The organism is Halomicrobium urmianum, assembly GCF_020217425.1.
Classification (GTDB): Archaea; Halobacteriota; Halobacteria; order Halobacteriales; family Haloarculaceae; genus Halomicrobium; species Halomicrobium urmianum.
The window spans coordinates 1,262,564-1,280,007 of sequence record NZ_CP084090.1 but is presented as its reverse complement, the minus strand read 5'-3'; the positions used below and the strand labels follow the sequence as shown (position 1 = coordinate 1,280,007).

General features: G+C 70.1%; 18 protein-coding genes. 9 read left to right on the top strand and 9 right to left on the bottom strand.

Annotated features, from left to right (window positions below; all coding sequences use genetic code 11):
• Nucleotides 1-8: 8 nt before the first annotated feature.
• The gene (locus tag LCY71_RS06115) at nt 9-347 is read right to left on the bottom strand and encodes a cupin domain-containing protein (protein WP_225335474.1); all 339 of its coding nucleotides are present in this window, start codon (nt 345-347) and stop codon (nt 9-11) included.
• A gap of 433 nt (nt 348-780) precedes the next feature.
• Between LCY71_RS06115 and LCY71_RS06110 the strand changes: the two genes are divergently transcribed.
• Nucleotides 781-1,305, top strand: a complete 525-nt coding sequence (locus tag LCY71_RS06110) for a DUF5817 domain-containing protein (RefSeq protein WP_225335473.1) — start codon at nt 781-783, stop codon at nt 1,303-1,305.
• Nucleotides 1,306-1,328: 23 nt separating this feature from the next.
• On the opposite strand, the gene LCY71_RS06105 is transcribed toward LCY71_RS06110, so the two are convergent.
• The 3 genes from LCY71_RS06105 to hmgA all read right to left on the bottom strand — a co-directional run bounded on the left by LCY71_RS06105 (nt 1,329) and on the right by hmgA (nt 3,453).
• Nucleotides 1,329-1,733 (bottom strand): hypothetical protein, encoded by a 405-nt coding sequence (locus LCY71_RS06105; protein ID WP_225335472.1) that lies wholly within the window; start codon nt 1,731-1,733, stop codon nt 1,329-1,331.
• A gap of 41 nt (nt 1,734-1,774) precedes the next feature.
• A complete protein-coding gene (locus LCY71_RS06100) occupies nt 1,775-2,032 on the bottom strand; it encodes a hypothetical protein (RefSeq protein ID WP_225335471.1) in 258 nt (85 codons plus the stop codon).
• A gap of 203 nt (nt 2,033-2,235) precedes the next feature.
• Nucleotides 2,236-3,453 carry a hydroxymethylglutaryl-CoA reductase (NADPH) gene (gene hmgA / locus LCY71_RS06095; protein ID WP_225335470.1) on the bottom strand — a complete coding sequence of 406 codons (1,218 nt, stop codon included), beginning with the start codon at nt 3,451-3,453 and terminating at the stop codon, nt 2,236-2,238.
• Between the two features lie 484 nt (nt 3,454-3,937).
• Between hmgA and nadA the strand changes: the two genes are divergently transcribed.
• From nadA to nadC, 3 genes are read left to right on the top strand one after another with little or no spacing between them, the layout of a single operon-like run.
• Nucleotides 3,938-5,074 (top strand): quinolinate synthase NadA, encoded by a 1,137-nt coding sequence (gene nadA, locus LCY71_RS06090; protein WP_373325146.1) that lies wholly within the window; start codon nt 3,938-3,940, stop codon nt 5,072-5,074.
• A 2-nt stretch (nt 5,075-5,076) separates the two neighbouring features.
• Nucleotides 5,077-6,711: an L-aspartate oxidase gene (locus tag LCY71_RS06085; RefSeq protein WP_225335469.1), complete on the top strand. Its 1,635-nt coding sequence runs from the start codon at nt 5,077-5,079 to the stop codon at nt 6,709-6,711.
• Between the two features lies 1 nt (nt 6,712).
• Nucleotides 6,713-7,558 carry a carboxylating nicotinate-nucleotide diphosphorylase gene (gene nadC / locus LCY71_RS06080; RefSeq protein WP_225335468.1) on the top strand — a complete coding sequence of 282 codons (846 nt, stop codon included), beginning with the start codon at nt 6,713-6,715 and terminating at the stop codon, nt 7,556-7,558.
• A 9-nt stretch (nt 7,559-7,567) separates the two neighbouring features.
• On the opposite strand, the gene LCY71_RS06075 is transcribed toward nadC, so the two are convergent.
• A complete protein-coding gene (locus LCY71_RS06075; RefSeq protein ID WP_225335467.1) occupies nt 7,568-8,296 on the bottom strand; it encodes a GNAT family N-acetyltransferase in 729 nt (242 codons plus the stop codon).
• An 85-nt stretch (nt 8,297-8,381) separates the two neighbouring features.
• On the opposite strand from LCY71_RS06075, the gene LCY71_RS06070 reads away from it, so the two are divergent.
• Nucleotides 8,382-9,056, top strand: a complete 675-nt coding sequence (locus LCY71_RS06070; RefSeq protein WP_225335466.1) for an RNA 2'-phosphotransferase — start codon at nt 8,382-8,384, stop codon at nt 9,054-9,056.
• Here the strand turns inward: LCY71_RS06070 and gpmI are convergent.
• Entirely contained in the window at nt 9,045-10,604 is a 1,560-nt protein-coding gene (gpmI, locus tag LCY71_RS06065; RefSeq protein WP_225335465.1) for a 2,3-bisphosphoglycerate-independent phosphoglycerate mutase, read from the bottom strand. The two genes, LCY71_RS06070 and gpmI, sit on opposite strands and share 12 nt — an antisense overlap.
• A 149-nt stretch (nt 10,605-10,753) precedes the next feature.
• On the opposite strand from gpmI, the gene LCY71_RS06060 reads away from it, so the two are divergent.
• Nucleotides 10,754-11,146, top strand: a complete 393-nt coding sequence (locus LCY71_RS06060; protein ID WP_225335464.1) for a DUF7522 family protein — start codon at nt 10,754-10,756, stop codon at nt 11,144-11,146.
• Between the two features lie 143 nt (nt 11,147-11,289).
• Nucleotides 11,290-12,537, top strand: a complete 1,248-nt coding sequence (locus LCY71_RS06055) for a DNA double-strand break repair nuclease NurA (RefSeq protein ID WP_225335463.1) — start codon at nt 11,290-11,292, stop codon at nt 12,535-12,537.
• Between the two features lie 42 nt (nt 12,538-12,579).
• Here LCY71_RS06055 and LCY71_RS06050 read toward each other — a convergent pair whose 3' ends face one another.
• Both LCY71_RS06050 and LCY71_RS06045 read right to left on the bottom strand, forming a co-directional pair.
• The gene (locus LCY71_RS06050) at nt 12,580-12,921 is read right to left on the bottom strand and encodes a DUF7113 family protein (RefSeq protein ID WP_225335462.1); all 342 of its coding nucleotides are present in this window, start codon (nt 12,919-12,921) and stop codon (nt 12,580-12,582) included.
• Between the two features lie 94 nt (nt 12,922-13,015).
• Nucleotides 13,016-13,861 carry an endonuclease/exonuclease/phosphatase family protein gene (locus tag LCY71_RS06045; protein ID WP_225335461.1) on the bottom strand — a complete coding sequence of 282 codons (846 nt, stop codon included), beginning with the start codon at nt 13,859-13,861 and terminating at the stop codon, nt 13,016-13,018.
• A 79-nt stretch (nt 13,862-13,940) separates the two neighbouring features.
• Here LCY71_RS06045 and LCY71_RS06040 point away from each other — a divergent pair, with 79 nt between their 5' ends.
• Nucleotides 13,941-15,821, top strand: a complete 1,881-nt coding sequence (locus tag LCY71_RS06040) for an ATP-binding protein (RefSeq protein ID WP_225335460.1) — start codon at nt 13,941-13,943, stop codon at nt 15,819-15,821.
• Nucleotides 15,822-15,912: 91 nt separating this feature from the next.
• On the opposite strand, the gene LCY71_RS06035 is transcribed toward LCY71_RS06040, so the two are convergent.
• Nucleotides 15,913-16,773, bottom strand: coding sequence for a manganese catalase family protein (locus LCY71_RS06035; protein ID WP_225335459.1), 861 nt, complete (start codon nt 16,771-16,773; stop codon nt 15,913-15,915).
• Between the two features lie 202 nt (nt 16,774-16,975).
• Here LCY71_RS06035 and LCY71_RS06030 point away from each other — a divergent pair, with 202 nt between their 5' ends.
• Nucleotides 16,976-17,404 carry a universal stress protein gene (locus tag LCY71_RS06030; protein ID WP_225335458.1) on the top strand — a complete coding sequence of 143 codons (429 nt, stop codon included), beginning with the start codon at nt 16,976-16,978 and terminating at the stop codon, nt 17,402-17,404.
• Nucleotides 17,405-17,444: the final 40 nt, after the last annotated feature.

Here is a 17,444-nt window from a genome sequence, read left to right as displayed (position 1 = left end):
CCGGCCGTTCAGTCCATCCAGTCCGGATCCTCGCGCGGCGGGCTGAACACGTCGACGCCGCTGACCGGCTCCTCGCCGCGGTTCTCCGCGCTGTGGGGCTCGTCGCCGGGGATCACGTACGAGTCGCCCGGCCCGACGGTGAACTCCTCGCCGTCGACGGCGAAGGTGAGCGTCCCCTGATCCACGTACCCCACCTGCTCGTGGCGGTGACTGTGCTCGGGGACGCCGGCGCCCGGCTCGAAGTGGAAGTGCTGGACGCTCATGCGCTCGCCCACGGCCAGTTGCGTGAGGTGGACGCCCTCGACCGCCTCGACCGTCTCCCGGGTCGCGTGTGGAACTTCCTCCATGGCACTGGTGACGTAACGGCGTGACTAAGGGATTGTGCGAGCCCCGGGACAACCGCTACAACTGCGAACAACCAGAAAGTCCCGCCCGTAGTCGGTTGGCCAGCCGGCATCGGGCGGGACTGAAAGGGGCCGTCCGCTCGATGAGCGAGGCGACGCAAGGACCGTCGTTCGAGAGAGCGAAGTCGTCCGAGAGAGCTTCGATCTCTCGCGATCACGAAAGAGCGCTGGGCGCTCTTTCGGACGACTCTCTCGCGATCACGAAAGACGCCGCTGGCGTCTTTCGAACGACAACGAAGTGAGGACCGCAGCGAGTCGCAGCCATCGAGCGGACGGGGGCTTTCTGGTTGTTCACGCCGCTATGCCAGGATCTGCCGCGGTCTGTAACCCCTGGGACGAAAGGGTGAACAGCCCGGCAGAGGTAGGGATACGTGACATGTACGCGGTCGTGGGTTGCGGCGAGTGTTCGGCGCTGTGGATCATCGAGGGGCGGTCCGAGACGACCCAGTGTCCCCGCTGCGGGAAGCGCCGCGGGTACGAGAAGCGCCGGAAGTTCGTGGAGACGGACGACGAGGACCACGCCCGGGAGGTGCGGGCGTCGATGCTCGCCAACCGCCAGGATCAGGGCGAGGCCTTCGCGGAGCTGGACTCGTTCGCGGAGATGGAAGAGCGCGTCGACGAGGCCGGGCCGGACGACGAGGAGTACCTGGAGGCGTCCGGAGTCGACGCCGAATCGGTCGCCGCGGCGGACGAGCGAGCGGAGCAGGGGGCCGGTGGGAGCCAGAGCCGCAAGGAGACGGTCCTGTCGGCGCTCCGTGAACTGGACGCGCCCGACCGCGAGGCCGTCGTCGACTACGCCGCCGAGCGGGGCGTCCCCGCGGAGTACACGGCGGACGCGCTGGAGAAACTCGTCCGGCGGGGCCGCGCGACGGAGAGCGGCGGCACGTATCGCCTGCTCTGACGCCGCGGTGCGACCCCGCCGCCTCAGATGCTGAACAGGACGATCAGCAGCGCGGCGTGGACGGGGACGGCGGCGAGGTAGACGAGGTAGTACACGAGGAACTTCGCGGTCCGGGGGTTCTCCGGCTCACGTTCCTGATTGAGCGTCTCGACGGCGAACTCCTCGTGGTAGCGTTCGGGAATCTCGTCGCGGAAGCGCCTCGTGCCGCCGATGGGGAGCCAGTCGGGCGCCGGCAGGCCGGCGGTGCGGACGCCCACGACGTAGGCGGTCCCGAGGCCCAGCAGCGGGACGGCGAAGAGGGCGAAGATCACGTAGAACGACGGGACGTCGAAGGCGTTCCCGATCGCGAGGGTGGCGATCACGGTGGCCACCGGCGCGACCAGGCCGGAGAGCACGAAGAGACCGTACTGGCGGACGTCCGCGTCCATGCGGGAGCGGAGGACGGGCACCGCCGAAAAGGTTCCGTGCGTCACAGGAGGCCCAGCGTCCTCGCGACGCCGACGAGCGCCGCGAGCGTGGTCGCCAGCAGTTTCGCCACTCTCAGCAGTCGGCGGGCGAGGGCCAGCCGGTCCGACGGAGCGTCGTCGCAGTCCGACGACTCGTCCGCGGGGCTCGCGTGCCGTTCGCTTCGCTCACTCCCGCTCGCCCGTCCCGAGGCCTCCCTGCGGTCGGCCTCGGGCGCTACGTGCTGTACCGTCCGGTCGGAGGACTGATGCGGAGAGCGCATGGGTGGTGGGGGCGCCCGCGGGTGCTGACCGGCGGACGCCGCCCGAGACTACTCGCGGGACCGACAAAAGAAACGGCCACGTCCGCGCGGTGAAAGTGAAAGTGTCGGAGATGCGTCACTGTGGCGGGCGACGGACGGCAACGCGCCCGTACGGCGTCGTCCGAGGAGGCCGAAAGTAATCGAAGGCCGTCAGGACGGACCGATCACCGCCCGAGGTCCGCGTGGGCGCTGGAGAGGTGTCGGGAGGAGAGGGCGGCCAGCAGGGAGAGTTCGCCCGCCAGCGCGCCCGCGGCGATGACCTCGGCGAGCGCGTCGGCGTTGCTCCCGGGCGGGTCGCCGCCGCCGCCGTAGCCCAGGATCTCGAGACCCTCGGACTGGGTGGGCAGCGACGTGCCGCCGCCGACGGTGCCCACCTCGAGCGACGGGAGCGTCACGGAGGCGTACAGCCCTTCCTCGCGCTCGTCGACGGTGGTCATGGCGTTGGCTCCCTCGACGACCTGGGCGGCGTCCTGGCCCGTCGCCAGGAAGGTCGCGGCGACGACGTTGGCGGCGTGGGCGTTGAACCCCAGCGCGCCGGCCTTCGCGGAGCCGATCAGGTTCTTGCGGGTGTTGGCCTCGACGATGGCCTCCGTCGTCGTGTCCAGCCCCGCCTCGACCTGCTCGTGGGGGATGAGGACGTCCGCGGCGACGGTCCGGCCGCGGCCCTCGATGGCGTTGATGGCGGCGGGCTTCTTGTCGTTGCAGAGGTTGCCCGACAGCGCCACGAGGTCCGCGGGCGTCTCGGCCTCGACCACCTCGCAGGCGGCCTCCGTCGCGATGGTGGCCATGTTCATCCCCATGGCGTCCTTCGTGTCGTAAGCGAAGCGGAGGAAGACGCTGTCGCCGACGACGTAGGGCGTCACGTCCTGTAGCTCGCCGTGGCTGGTGGTCGCCTCGGCCGCCTCCGCCAGGCGGTCGACGTTCCCGCGCGCCCAGGACGAGACCTCGCCGGCCTCGCGCACGTCGTCGACCTTGAACACGGGCGCCCGGGTCATCCCGGACTTGAGGACCTCCGCGGTGGCGCCGCCCGCCGTCCGGATGGCGCTCGCGCCGCGGTTGACACTGGCCAGGAGCGCGCCCTCCGTCGTCGCCAGCGGGAGGTAGTGCTCGCCCTCGGCGGCGCTGCCGTCGACCGGCAGCGGGCCGACCACGCCCATCGGGACCTGCGCCGCGCCGACCATGTTCTCGACGTTCGACTCCGCATCGTCAGCGTCGAACGCGTAGTCGCCCACGGCGTCCAGATCCGCACCGGTTTCTTCGGCCAGCAGGCGCCGGCGCGCCGCCGCGGCCGTCTCGGCGTCCGCGTGGTCCTCCAGCTCGTAGAGTCGCAGCTTCCCCTCGCGGACCCGCTCCGCGAGGTCGTCCGCGTCCGTCTCGGTCATACCCGTTGGTGGCGACCGGGTCCCCTAACAGTTGCTCTTGCGGTCCGGCGTCCAGCCGAGCGAAGTCGTTCGAGAGGCGCATCGCGCCTCTCGTGATGAGCGCGGGACTCCGTCCCGCGAACCGTGCGAACGGGCGCTTCGCGCCCGTGAGCAGATGACGAGAGACCTTCGGTCTCTCGAATCACGAGGCTGGGCTCGGAGGACTCACTCCGTCCGTCCTCCGGCGTCCGCGCGAACGAAGTGAGCGCGGTCTCGGGAGGCGATCGGCGGGAACCGGTCGGCGCACCGCCCGAATCGCCCGGTGCAACTGACGCGACAGGACGCCGCTCCGGTCGTACGGCGACCCATGACAAGCAGTATCACAAAACAGTGACGACCAACCGTCCCGACAGACACCCTCCTCTCCACCACAGGGCCCTATTGAACACAAAATTTTTTCAAACAGGCACTTCGACCCCTAGCTACCTACCGGAGGACCACACCCATGCCCGAAATGGAAACAGCGCAGTTCGAGACGGACCTGAGTCTCTTCAAGTACGACAACCTGGAACAGTTACCGCCCGAATACCGCGAGCTCGAAGAGGACGAGCGAACGGAGCGCATCGAGGCGGCGCTCGCCGACCTCGGCGACGACGTGGTGATCCTCGGCCACAACTACCAGCGCCGGGAGATCGTCGAGCACGCGGACTTCGTCGGCGACTCCTACCAGCTCTCGAAGGAGGCCGCGAACGCCGACGCCGAGTACGTGATCTTCGGCGGCGTGACGTTCATGGCCGAGTCCGCGGACATCATCACGGACGACGACCAGACGGTGATCCTGCCGTCGATGGAGGCCTCCTGTCCCATGGCCGGGATGGCCGAGGCCCTGCAGGTCGACGCGGCGTGGGCCGAGCTCACCGGAGCGCTGGCCGACGACGAGGAGATCGTCCCGATCACCTACATGAACAGCTACGCCGACCTGAAGGCCTTCTGCGCCGAGCAGGGCGGGCTGGTCTGCACCTCCTCGAACGCGGCTGACGCCTTCGAGTACGCCTTCGAGAAGGGCGACACGGTGCTGTTCCTGCCGGACAAGCACCTGGGAACGAACACGACCCACCGCCTCGGAATCGAGGACGAGATCGTCGAGTGGGACCCGTGGGACCCGGAGGGCGTCAGCGCCGCCGAGGCCGTCGACAACGACGTGATCCTCTGGGAGGGCTACTGCCAGGTCCACGAGCGCTTCACTGAGGACCACGTCGCCCAGATCCGCGAGGACCACCCCGACGCGAACGTCGTGGTCCACCCCGAGTGCCGCCGCGAGGTCGTCGAGGCCGCCGACGTCGTCGGATCCACGGCGACGATCACCGAGACCGTCGAAGCGGCCGACCCCGGCGAGACGTGGGCCATCGGCACCGAGATCCACCTCACCAACCACCTCGACCGCTGGCACCCCGAGGTGGAGGTGTTGCCCCTCTGTGGCGAGGCCTGCATGGACTGCAACGCCATGCGCCAGATCGACCCGAACTACCTCTGCTGGGTGCTGGAGGAGCTGCTCGAGGGCCGCGAGCGCAACGTCATCGAGGTCGCGCCGGAGGAGAAGGAACTGGCGCAGGTCGCGCTCGACCGCATGCTGGAGATCTGACCATGACTGAACCAGCGGACTACGACGACTACCGGGAGACGGACGTCCTCGTCGTGGGTTCCGGCATCGCCGGGTGTGCGGCCGCACTCGCCGCCGCGCGTGAGGGCGACGACGTCACCGTCGCCACGAAGGCCACTCGCCCGGCGGGCGCGTCTTCGTGGTGGGCCCAGGGCGGCATCGCCGTCGCCCGGGACGACCCCGAGCAGTTCAAGCGCGACATCCTGACGGCCTCCGACGACACCGCGGACCCCGACGCCGTCGACGTGCTCGTCGAGAACGCCAATGACGCCGTGCGGGACGTCATCGTCGACACGCTGGGCGTGGAGTTCGACACCGAGGGCGACGGCGAGTGGGACTTCGGCCGCGAGGCCGCCCACGACGAGGCGCGCATCCTCCACGTCGACGCCTCGACGGGCAAGCACATTCACGTCCCGTTCCTGACCTACCTCGACGACCACGAGGGCGTCGAGATCCGGGACGACACGGCCGCGCTGGACCTGATCACCCACGAGGGCAGAGTCCACGGCGCGCTGCTGGAGCGCGACGGCGCGGTGACGCCGACCTACGCCGGCGCGACCGTCCTCGCGACGGGCGGCATCGGTGACTGCTACCCGCGCTCGACCAACCCCGACGGCTCGACCGGGGACGGCGTCGCGATGGCCGCGCTCGCCGGGGCCGACGTCGCGGACATGGAGTACGTGCAGTTCCACCCGACCGTCTATCCAGGGCGCGACGAGGCGGCCGACTGTGACGGGGGCCCGTTCCTCGTCAGCGAGGCCGTCCGCGGCGAGGGCGCCCTCCTCCGGAACGGCGAGGTCTCCGAGCCCGGCGGCTCGGGGGCTCGGGAGACGCAGTCTCCCGGTGGCGAGCGGTTCATGCCCGACTACCACGAGGACGCCGAACTGGCGCCCCGCGACGTGGTCGCGCGGGCCGTCCAGGAGCAGCGCGAGGCCACCGGCGAGGTAGTGCTGGACGTGTCGTCGAGCGAAGCGAGACGACGCTCGGAAGAGCTCCGCTCTTCCGGTGTCTCGCCGCTTGACTTCGCCGACGAGTTCCCCGACCTCGCGGCGAAGTGCGAGGAGCGGGGCGTCGACTGGGAGTCCGGCATCCCGGTCGCGCCCGCGGAGCACTTCCTCTGCGGCGGCGTCGCCGTCGACGACCGCGGCCGGGCCTCGCTGGACCGCCTCTACGCCGTCGGCGAGTGCTCGCGGACCGGCGTCCACGGCGCCAACCGACTGGCCTCGACGTCCCTGCTGGAGGGGCTCGTGTGGGGGCTGCGGGCCGGGGAGGACGCCGCCGGCCGAAACCCCGAAGTCGTCGAGTCGCCGGACCTGCTGAACCGCGACCCGGACCTGCCCGACAACTTCGCGCGCGAGAAGTTCGTCCGCCTGCGCCGGGTGATGGACGAGTACGTCGGCCTGCGGCGCGACCCGGAGGACCTCGCGCGCGCCCAGGGCGTCCTCCGGCGGCTGAAAGGCGAGGTCGACGCCTACGTCCGCACGCGCACCTCGCGGTCGCTGTACGAGCTCCGGAACGCGAGCGTCACCGCGCTGCTCGTCGCCCGCGCCGCGTCGGAGAACGGCGAGTCCGTCGGCACGCACAACCTCGTGGACGCGGCGGAGACGACGGCCGACTGAGATGATCCCCGACTCGAAAATCGAGGACTGGCTCCGCGAGGACCTGGGCCACCACGACGTCACCAACCAGGTACCCGGGGCGACCGCCGGTCGACTCGTCGCGAAGGAGGAAGGCGTCGCCGCGGGACTGGACGCCGCCGCGGCCGTCTTCGATTACCTCGGCGTCGACGTGATCGACCGGGTCGAGAACGGCGCGGCCGTCGACGCGGGCGAGGCCGTCCTCCGCGTCGACGGGCCAGCCCGCGAGGTCCTGCGAGGCGAGCGCGTCGCCGTCAACGTCGCCGGCCACGCCTCCGGCGTCGCGACGAAGACGCGCGAGGCGGTGGCGGAGGCCCGCGCGGTCGATGACGACGTGCGCATCGCCGGCACCCGCAAGACGACACCGGGGCTGCGCGGCGTCGAGAAGCGCGCGATCGCGGCGGGCGGTGGCGACACCCACCGTCTGGACCTCTCTCACATGGTGATGGTCAAGGACAACCACGTCGCCGAACTGGGCCTGAAGCGGGCCGTCGAGCGCTTCCGCGAGCGGGCCTCCTTCGCGACGAAGGTGGAGGTCGAGGTCGAGGAGCCCGCCGACGCGCCGCGGGCCGCGCGGGCGGGGGCGGACGTCGTCCTGCTGGACAACGTGACGCCCGGAGAGACGGAGCGGGCGGTCGATCTGCTCCGCGATGCGGCCGCGGACCTCGGCCGCGAGGTACTGGCCGAGGCCTCCGGCGGGATCACGGTCGAGTCCGTCCCCGACTACGCGGCGACGGGCGTCGACGTGGTCTCGATGGGGTCGCTCACCCACTCGGCGTCCGCGCTGGACTACTCCTTCAGGACGGGTACCGAGACGGTCGAACGCTAGGGCACGGATCTAGAGGTCCCGCGCCAGCATGACCTCGTCGACGAGGTCGCCCTCGATCTCGTAGTGGTCCTCGCGGACGGCCTCGACCGCCCAGCCGTTCTCCTCCAGGAACTCGATCCCGACCTCGTTCGTGGCGGGCAGGCTCTGGTAGACCTTGCGAGACCCCTCGCTGGCGGCCCACGAGACGCCGCGCTGGAGCAGGTGGCTCCCGATGCCGTGGCGGCGGTACTCCTCCAGCACGCCGAGGGTCAGCTCCGCCGTCCCGGACAGCGTGGCCGGTTCGGGACGACTGGCGTGGACCCACCCCACGACGTCGTCGGCGACGGTGGCGACGAACACGGCGCGACACTCCGTCGGCGAGCGGCGGAACAGCGTCTCCTCGAAGGCCAGTTGCTCGGCGACGGACTCGGCGACGACGTCCCTCTCCGCGTCGACGACGCTGCGGATCACCGCGACGACGCCCGAGAGGTCCGGCGGCCCCGCCGGCCTGATCTCGTAGGTGATCCCGGCCTCCTCGTGTTCCTCCGCCTCGCCGGCGTGCATCGGCGTCCGGAGGCGGCCGTCGACCTCCTCGACGAGGCCGTCCCGCCGGAGGATCGAGACGTGGTGCTGGAACGACTCGGGGTCGAGCCGGAGCGCCTCGGCCACTGCGGAGGGCTCGATCGGACCGTGGCGGTCGACGTACCGGTAGACCCGCTTGCGGTCGTCCCCGAAGTCGAACTCGGTGGACGCTGACATCACTCGGGGTTGGCACCCCAGACGTATAGCGCTACTGACTGTTCTGGCGCACCGCTTTTCATCGAGGGCGACCGACCGACGGACGATGACGGCGACGATCCGCGCGTGCGACGAGCACGGGTTCTTCGACGGTGAGACGTGTCCCGCCTGTGGGGGGCGTGGGGAAACGGTCCTCTCCGGCGAGCGCCGCCGCCGGCTCTCGAAGTTCGCGAGCGGCGCACTCCGGCACTTCCCCGACGACGTCGGCCTCTCGCTGGACGACGCGGGCTGGACCGCGTTCGACGACCTCGCGGAGGCCGTCGCCGGAAAGTACGACTGGGGCGGTTCGCGGGAACTCGCGGGCGTGATCGAGACCGACCCCAAAGGTCGGTTCGAGTGGACAGGCGGGGCCGCGGCGGGGAGCGACGACAGTCAGGCCCCCGCCGGCGGCCGCGTCCGGGCCGCGTACGGCCACTCGGTCGACGTGGACCTCGACGCCGCGGACACGCCCGTCCCGGACACGCTCTACCACGGGACGGCGCCCCGGAACGTCGACGCCATCCGGGAAGAAGGGCTCAGGCCGATGTCGCGCCAGAAGGTCCACCTCTCGGGGACGCTCGCGGAGGCCCGCGAGGTCGGATCACGCCACGCCGACGATCCGATCGTCTTCGCCGTCGACGCCGCGGCGATGGAGCGGGACGGCCGCCGCGTCGTCGAGCGCGGGCGCGCGACGTACACGACGGACCGGGTGCCGCCAGCGTACCTGGAGCTACTCGACTAGCGGCTCGCCGGTCATCGCGTCCGGCTGCTCGACGCCGATCAGGTCCAGCATCGTCGGGGCGAGGTCGGCCAGCGTCCCGCCGTCGCGGGCGGTCAGGCCGCCGTCGGTCCCGTCGGACGCGAGGTAGACGAAGGGGACGGGGTTGGTCGTGTGGGCGGTGTGAGGGTCGTCCTCGGTGCCCATGTCGTCGGCGTTGCCGTGGTCGGCGCAGAGCAGGACGTGCCCGCCGGCCTTCGTCACGGCGTCGACGAGCCGGCCGAGCTGGGTGTCGACGGCCTCGACGGCCTGGACCGCGGCCGCGAAGTCGCCAGTGTGCCCGACCATGTCGGGGTTCGCGTAGTTGAGCACGAGCGCGTCCGGGTCGTCCTCCTCGATGATCTCGACGGCGGTGTTGGTCACTTTGCGGGCGCTCATCGCCGGGGCCTGGTCGTACGTCCCGACGTCCGGGCTCTGGATGATGCGGCGGCGCTCGCCGTCGAACTCCACCTCGCGGCCGCCGTTGAGGAAGTAGGTGACGTGGGGGTACTTCTCGCTCTCGGCGAGGCGGAGCTGAGTGAGCCCCTCGTCGGCCAGCACCTCGCCCAGCACGTCCTCGGGCTGGTTCGGCGGGAAGGCGACGCCCACGTCGAAGGTCCGGTCGTACTGGGTCATCGTGACCGTCCGGATCTCCGGCGGCTCGGTGTCGGCGCCCCAGTCCTCCGGGCGAATGTCCGCGAGCATGCGGGTCAGCTGGCGGGCGCGGTCGGCCCGGAAGTTGAAGAACACCACCGCGTCGCCGTCCGCCATGTCGGTGTGATCGCCGACCAGCGTCGGCTCGACGAACTCGTCGGTGTCACCGCGGTCGTAGGACCCGCGGACCGCCTCGACGGCGTCGTCGACGCGGTAGTCGGCCGCCCGGTCGACGATGGCGTCGTAGGCCCGCCGGGTGCGCTCCCAGTTCTGGTCGCGGTCCATCGCGTAGTAGCGGCCGACGACGGTGGCGACGTCGCCGGTGCCGTGCTCCTCGACGTGGGCCTGCAGGTCGGCGAGGTAGCCCTCGCCGCCGGTCGGCGAGGTGTCCCGGCCGTCCGTGAACGCGTGGGTGACCGCGTCGGTCCCGCGCTGGCCGGCCAGTTCGATCAGCGCGTGGAGGTGGTCCTGGTAGGAGTGGACGCCGCCGTCGGAGACCAGCCCCATGAAGTGGACGCGGCCGTCGTGCTCCTCGGCGTACTCGAACGCGGAGAGCAGCCGCTCGTTCTCGAAGAACGGCGGGTCCTGCGCGCCCTCGTCCGGCGGCGACTCGCCGCGCGAGCGGGCGATGCTGTCGGACACGCGCGCGGAATCCTGCTTGACCACGCGGCCGGCGCCGATGTTGAGGTGACCGACTTCGGAGTTTCCCATCTGTCCCTCCGGGAGGCCCACCCGGCGGCCGTGGGTCACCAGGGTGCTCGTCGCACCCCGCTCCCAGTAGTCGTCGAAGTTCGGGGTGTCCGCCGCGGCGACCGCGTCGCGGACGCCCTCGTCGGGGTTGAGCCCCCAGCCGTCCAGGATGACGAGCGCAGCCTTCATGTCCGGAGGTCCTCCCGCGCCGCGTAATACCCCTTCGAAGCCCGGCACGTAGCGCGGAGGGACCGCAACGCGACCTCCCGCCCGGCGACGGCGGCCCCGTGACCCGCCGGCCCACCGGAATTATAGTGTTCGCGAGCCATCACTCGCACATGAGCGGACGCATCCTCTCAGACGAGCTGTCGGAGGAGATCGTCACCGCGGCCCGGACCGCCACGGGCGACAGCCTCCGGTCGGTGACCTACTTCACTCGATCTGACTTTCAACAGCTGTACCTCCGGGAGGACCTGGAACGGGACGCCGACCTCAACGAGTTCGTCGGCCACGAGTGGCGCGGCTACAAGGACACCAACAACGCCTACCGGGAGTCGGAACTGGGCCAGTACGAGTTCACGATCCGCGCCTTCGAGAACGGCTACCTGCTCCGGGTCGCGACCGACCGCGCGGGGGTGCTCCTGACGACCGACGGTCTGACGATGCAGACCTACGACGACGTCGCCGAGGCCCTCGAGCGGCTGCTGGCCGAGGAGTCCGACGAGGAGTAACGGCACTCGGGGCTCGTAGCTTTCGGCGCTCGCATTTTCGAGGCCTCCCTGCGGTCGCTCCCGCTCGCCCTAACGAGGCCTCACTTCGTTCGGCCTCGCTGCCTCCGGAAACCCTTATACGCCGCCGGCGAAAGCCACGTGCAATGACTCTCGACCCGGTGCACGTCGACGGCATCGCGCGCCTCGCCGGCCGGATCGAACAGAGCGTCGACGAGAGCGACCACCGGGAGTTCGCCGAGACCGTCTGGGAGGACTTCCTCGACCCGCTGGTGGCCGACGGTCGGCGCGTGCTGGAACCGATCGGTGAGCGCCGCCGCCTCCGGGTCGGTTGCGAGGACGCGGCCCTGCAGGAGCGGCCCTTCCCGACCCAGCACGGACTCGACTCGGGGACGATCAACCCGACGACGTTCAAGAACGGTCTGGTGATCGACGTGGCCCAGGCCGCGATGAGCGCCGTCCCCTCCGACCTGGACCTCCACCGGGCGCGGACCATCGTCATGACCGCCCACGCCAACGACGTCTCCGTCGCGCTGGACGGCGAGTGGACGATGCACGACGAGGGGTACGTCCGCGAACGCATCCTCCAGACCCCGCGGGTCGACCGCTACGAGCAGGACGTCGTCCACGCGCTCGCGCTGTACCTGGCCGAGAGCGAGCACGCGCTCAAGCAGGCCGAGGTGGTCGAGGACCTCATGATCCTGGACGGCCCCATCTACCCCACGGGGCTACTCCAGTGGGCCGACCACGACCCCGAACTGGCGGAACTGCTCGTCAAGGAGGACGTGCTGACCGTCGTCGAGAACTACGTCGACCTCGTGGAGGCGTTCCTCGACCGGGGCGTGCCGCTGATCGGCTTCGTCAAGTCGACCACGTCGAAGGCGATCACCCGGGCGGTCAGGGACGCGCAGGGGTCCGCGCCGTGGGCCAACGACGCGGCCTTCTTCACCAAACTGCTGGAGCAGCGCGACGACGAGGGCGAGCGGGTCACCGACTCGCTGACCTGCACCAGCTGGTTCCGCTCGCGCGTGGGCACGGACTCGGTCATGGCGGCCGACGGCGACGCGCTGGGCGTCGAGCGCGCCCGCGAGCCCGAGGCCTACGAAGTCACCTTCTTCGTAGTCTACGACCCCCGGGAGGACGTCCTCTACCGCGTCGAGGCTCCCTACGGCGTTACCCGCGACGAGGAGACCCGCGACGCCATCACCCGGCAGGTGCTGGCCGACGTGGCTGCCGAGCGAGGCCCGCCGCTGGCCGTCAACAAGGCCGACGAACTGGCCCGGATCGGCCGCGACGAGAAGGCCGCGCTCAAGGAGGAGATCGAGCGCCGCTTCGACAGCGAGCGCCAGCGCGAGTACGACGACGTCCGCTGGGGCGCCGAGTTCGACGTCTGAGCGTCGGTTCGTCCACTCGCCGCCGGTGCGGTCGCCGACCGCTCAGGCCTCCGCTTCCTCGACCTGGATCACGTCGACGTCGACGTCGCCGGCGTCGACGCCGACGCGGACGAACTGCGTGCGGACGTGCTCCTTCCCCGCAGCGATGGCGTCGTCGCGCGTCTCGAACCCGCGGGGCATCGGCGACTCGAAGGCCACGTTGACCTCCTCGTCGCCGACCTGCTGGACCTGCCCGCCGCTGGCCACCTCGTAGAAGGCGTCGCACACCCAGACGTACGGCGTCCCCTCGTCCGGCGCGCCCTTGAACGACGGGGCGCGCTCGCCGGGTTCGTACAGCGTGCCGGTCAGCTCGGTCCCACCTGCCCGTCCGCGGATGAGCAGCATAGTATGTGATACAGTACCAAGGGATTTAAGCGATGCCCCGGAGGTCAGCTGACCGACGAGTCCGCGGCCGCCGTGGTGTCGACCGACCGTCCCGTCACCGCAGGTCGACGGCGACCGGGAGGTGATCGGAGGGGTAGCGGCGCTGGTCCCGGTCGGTCAGCGTCACGGCTGAGTCGACCCGGGCGTCGTCGGCGACGAGGACGTGATCGATCCGCCGGTCGGGGACCAGTTCGTGGAAGTCCGTCCGCGAGGTGGCGGGCCCGTGGCGGTCGTCGGCCGCGGCGACGGCGTCCACGAGGTGTCGGCCGTCGTCCAGTTCGGCGCCGGCGAGCCGATCGTGCGGCGGGTCCCCGGCCTCGCAGTTCAGGTCGCCCGTCACGACGACCCCCGCTCCGACCGCCAGGTCTGCAACCCGGTCCGCCACCAGCGCGGCCCCTTCCCGGCGGGCGCGCTCGCCTTCGTGGTCGAGGTGGGTGTTGCAGACGAGCAGCGGGCGGTCGCCGCGCTCGTCGTCCGCGCGAACGGAGTGAGCACGGGCTCGGAAGCCGCCAGCGGCGCGGCTTCCGGCGTCAGCGAGGCGGACCCACGTCGCTATCCGGGGGTGGGTGGCGTCCCAGCCGACGCCGCCGGGCTCGCCCGTCTCCGAGAGCCAGAACGTTCCCCGCTCCTCCGGCTCGAAGCGGTCGGCGTCGTAGAAGACCGGAGCGTACTCGCCGGCGCGCTCCGCGGCCTCCCGAGAGCGGCCGACCCAGTCGTAGCCGGGGAGGCGCTCGTCGAGGTCGTCGACCTGGCGGGCGAGCGGTTCCTGCAGGCAGATCACGTCCGGCGCGTGGTAGCTGATCGTGTCGGCGACGAGGTCCCGCCGGTTCGCCCAGGCGTCCGCGCCGTCCGCCTCGAGGTCGACGCGGACGTTGAACGTCATCACGCGGAGGGGATCCATGCCACGTGCCAGCGGGCCGAGGGGGGTAAGCCTGTCGTCGGGGGAAAGGCGTTTGTCACCCGAGACGGATGGAGTGGGTATGTCCGACCTCGGGGACTTCACCGACTTCGAACCAGACGACGGCGACGGCGGCGACGAGAGCGACGACGCGACGGCCGCGTCGGACGGGACCGGCGCGGCCGCGCGCGAGTCCGACGAGGCGGACCCCTTCGAGGAGATGTCCGTCGAGCCGGCGGGCCGGGACCGCGGCGTCGGCGTCCTCTCCGCCTCGGAGGGGCTGACCATCCACGAGGACGAGCGGGAGACCTGCCTGCGAGCCTACGTGACGGTGGGCAACCGCTCGGACATCCGGATCGGCAAGTACCTGCTCGTCCCCTATCCCGACGGCGAGCGGCTGTTCTGCCGCATCGCGGGCCTGGAGTACGCCCAGGAGTTCCGCGCCGACGACGCGACCGAGATCCACGCCCGCCGCGCGATGCGATCGAACGGCATCGACGAGCAGGACTTCAAGTTCATGGCCGAACTGGAGCCGATAGCCGTCCTCTACGAGGAAGGCGAGGCGCCACGCGCCTCGGACAGTGCGAGCGGCGACGAGCCGCGAGCAGGCGGCGACCTCAAGCGACGGATGACCGACCGCGTGCCCAAGCCCGAGACCGTCGTCCGGCAGGCCACGGACAAGGCCGAGATCAAGACCGGCCTCAAGATTCCCGAGGACGGCGTGTTCCTGGGCCATCTCTCAGTCGGCGGCGAGAAGGTCAGGACCGCCGCGGAGCCGCCGACCATCGACTACCGCCTGACGGACGACTACAGCGACGGCGACCCGCTCGTCTTCCGGCATACGCTCGTCGCCGGCGGGACGGGGTCGGGGAAGACCCACGGCTCGAAGAACATCCTCCGGCAGTTCCTCGCCGCGGACCGCACCTACCCCATCGAGGGCACGGACCGCGAAGTCGGGCCCTGTCTGGTGATGTTCGACCCGCAGGACGAGTACGCCCAGATGCACGACGACGGCGAGCTGTCCGAGGAGTTCCGCCGGCGCTGCGAGCGCGAAGGCGTCGCCTGCGGCGGCCACGAGGACACCACCTGCTTCGTCCCGAAGGTCGACGACGCCAGCTACGCCGCCTCGCACCACCGCGCCGAGCAGGTGGAGTTCACCATTCCCTTCTCGATGGTGTACCGCAACCCCTGGCTGATCGCCGGCAGCCAACTCAACGACAACCAGTACAACGCGCTGCAGTACCTGCTTGATCGGTTCCGCAGGGAGTTCGGATCGACCGGCACCTACGACGACTTCACTACGTTCCTCGACGACCCGGCGCTGAAGGAGGAACTCGACGAGTCCGGGCGCGTCCACGAGGCCACCTTCGACGCCGTCAAGCGGCGCGCCTACGGCTTCGACGGCGTCTTCGACCAGGACGCCCGGCCCATCACGGACCTCGTCAAGCAGTTCGTCCGCCCGAACGGCATCAGCGTCGTCCCGACCTACCACCTGAACGACTCCCGGTCGAAGACGACGATCGTGCTCGCGCTGGCGTCGATGCTCGTCGACCAGAAGCTCTCGAACAGCCCGCGGTTCGACCGCATCAAGGAGACGCCGCTGATCCTCGGGATGGACGAGGCCCACAACTTCCTCACCGACGCCGACAGCGTCCAGGCCCGCAAGGTCATCGGCAAGTTCACCGAGGCCGCCAAGCAGGGCCGCAAGGAGCGCCTCGGACTCTTTCTCATCACGCAGGACCCCCAGGACATCGCCGACCCCGTCTTCAAGCAGATCAACACCACCGTCGTCCTCAACCTCGGCGACGAGGACGCCATCTCCGCCGTGAACATCCCCGCCAGCCTGGAGTCGAAGGTGCCCTACATGGAGAAGGGCCAGATGGTCGTCTACTCGCCGGACAACTCCGAGCCCGTCGAGATCCAGGGGCTGGCGACCTGTCTGACGAAGCACGGTCGCGATTGACACGCCGCGTTCCTCGACCGACGACCCCGGAGCGAGCGCCACGTCGTCGAGGCCCCGGCGACGGCGCTGTCCACCGCTGTCGCCCAGTCCGTCAGGACTCGTCGACGGACTCGTCGTCGATGCTCTTGTCTCCGCCCTGACTCGAAGCCTCGTTGTACATCTCGGCGGCGGCCTCCTCGACGATACCAGTGCCGCCGCCCGGCTGGAAGCCGTACGAGAACTCCCCCTTGCCGTCGATGGAGGTGCCCTGCGTCCAGCGCTCGCCGGGGTCCTCGCGCTCCTCGCGGAACGTGGACATGAACTGGTAGTTGAACTCCTGGTTCTCCTTCTCCTCGGGGAAACTCGCGGGGACGGGCATCGTCTCGCCGAGGTCCTCGAGGACCGCGTGCCACTGGTTCTGGTGCATGGTATCGCGAGCGATGAGGTACGACAGCATGTCCTTCATCCCCTCATCGTCTGTTATCTCGTACAGCCGGCAGGCGAGCTGTCGCCCGGTGGCCTCGGCGGCGATGTTGGCGTACATGTCGGCCGCGAGGTTGCCGCTGGCAATGATGTAGTTGCCGTTGAAAGGGACGCCGTTGGCGTCGGTCGCGAGGCCGTGGAGCCCGGCGGACAGCGCCTGCCGGGGCTGGCCCCCCTCCATCATCATCGAGATGAGCGGACTGTCGTGAGCGATCTCGTCGATGATGCTCTGGGGTGCCCCCTGGAGGTTCTTCGTGATGGCCGTGGCGTACATCTCGACGTGACCAAACTCCTCCATCGCCGTCTCCATCAGGAGGTCACGGTACTTCGCCTTGCTCTTGGGTGTGCCGAACGCCTGGAACATGTACTGCAGGGCGACGCGCATCTCTCCCTCGATGCCGCCGATCCCCTCCTGAAGCATCTTGGCGTAGTACGGGTCTGGTTCCTCGACCTCGACTTCGTACTGAAGCTCGTTGTCGTGGTAGAACACAGTCTGCCTCCGCCAGAAACGACCGGCGGCACGATAAATTGTATTTTGTCCAATTTGTTGGCGGGAGCATCACCGGCGGTCAGACGTTGTCATCACCTGTTGTCGGAGTGCCACGCCAGGGGGCAGAATCAGCGGTCGCCCGGCGGCAGGCGGCCTCAATCCGACGGGAACTTTCAATGCACGGGTGGCGCTACTGGGACGCATGGGGCAACGAATCCTCGTGCCGGTCGACGGGTCGGAGCAAGCAGAGTGCGCGGTCGAGTTCGTCACCGAACAGTATCCCGACGCGACGGTGATCCTGTTTCACGTGATCAACCCGGCGGAGGCGGGCTACAGCGCCGAGGCGTCGGTCCCGACGTTCTCGGAGGAGTGGTACGACCAGGAGAAGGCGCGCGCCGAGCGGCTGTTCGACGAACTCGAGGCCGCCGCCGACGCGACCGGGACGTCCGTCGAGCGCGTCGTCGAGGTGGGCCGGCCGACCACGGCCATCGTCGACTACGCGGACGAACACGACGTCGATCAGATCGTGATGGGATCGCACGGCCGCTCGGGCGTCTCGCGCATCCTGCTGGGCAGCGTCGCCGAGACGGTCGTCCGCCGGGCGTCGGTCCCGGTGACCGTCGCGCGGTAGGTGTCGGGCGACGCCGACGGGGCAGGCCGGACAGCCCCGC

Excerpts from the sequence above, each read along its gene's own strand:
- LCY71_RS06115 (WP_225335474.1), bottom strand. The coding sequence starts at position 347 with ATGGAGGAAGTTCCACACGCGACCCGGGAGACGGTCGAGGCGGTCGAG.
- LCY71_RS06110 (WP_225335473.1), top strand. The coding sequence starts at position 781 with ATGTACGCGGTCGTGGGTTGCGGCGAGTGTTCGGCGCTGTGGATCATC.
- LCY71_RS06105 (WP_225335472.1), bottom strand. The coding sequence starts at position 1,733 with ATGGACGCGGACGTCCGCCAGTACGGTCTCTTCGTGCTCTCCGGCCTG.
- LCY71_RS06100 (WP_225335471.1), bottom strand. The coding sequence starts at position 2,032 with ATGCGCTCTCCGCATCAGTCCTCCGACCGGACGGTACAGCACGTAGCG.
- hmgA (WP_225335470.1), bottom strand. The coding sequence starts at position 3,453 with ATGACCGAGACGGACGCGGACGACCTCGCGGAGCGGGTCCGCGAGGGG.
- nadA (WP_373325146.1), top strand. The coding sequence starts at position 3,938 with ATGCCCGAAATGGAAACAGCGCAGTTCGAGACGGACCTGAGTCTCTTC.
- LCY71_RS06085 (WP_225335469.1), top strand. The coding sequence starts at position 5,077 with ATGACTGAACCAGCGGACTACGACGACTACCGGGAGACGGACGTCCTC.
- nadC (WP_225335468.1), top strand. The coding sequence starts at position 6,713 with ATGATCCCCGACTCGAAAATCGAGGACTGGCTCCGCGAGGACCTGGGC.
- LCY71_RS06075 (WP_225335467.1), bottom strand. The coding sequence starts at position 8,296 with ATGTCAGCGTCCACCGAGTTCGACTTCGGGGACGACCGCAAGCGGGTC.
- LCY71_RS06070 (WP_225335466.1), top strand. The coding sequence starts at position 8,382 with ATGACGGCGACGATCCGCGCGTGCGACGAGCACGGGTTCTTCGACGGT.
- gpmI (WP_225335465.1), bottom strand. The coding sequence starts at position 10,604 with ATGAAGGCTGCGCTCGTCATCCTGGACGGCTGGGGGCTCAACCCCGAC.
- LCY71_RS06060 (WP_225335464.1), top strand. The coding sequence starts at position 10,754 with ATGAGCGGACGCATCCTCTCAGACGAGCTGTCGGAGGAGATCGTCACC.
- LCY71_RS06055 (WP_225335463.1), top strand. The coding sequence starts at position 11,290 with ATGACTCTCGACCCGGTGCACGTCGACGGCATCGCGCGCCTCGCCGGC.
- LCY71_RS06050 (WP_225335462.1), bottom strand. The coding sequence starts at position 12,921 with ATGCTGCTCATCCGCGGACGGGCAGGTGGGACCGAGCTGACCGGCACG.
- LCY71_RS06045 (WP_225335461.1), bottom strand. The coding sequence starts at position 13,861 with ATGGATCCCCTCCGCGTGATGACGTTCAACGTCCGCGTCGACCTCGAG.
- LCY71_RS06040 (WP_225335460.1), top strand. The coding sequence starts at position 13,941 with ATGTCCGACCTCGGGGACTTCACCGACTTCGAACCAGACGACGGCGAC.
- LCY71_RS06030 (WP_225335458.1), top strand. The coding sequence starts at position 16,976 with ATGGGGCAACGAATCCTCGTGCCGGTCGACGGGTCGGAGCAAGCAGAG.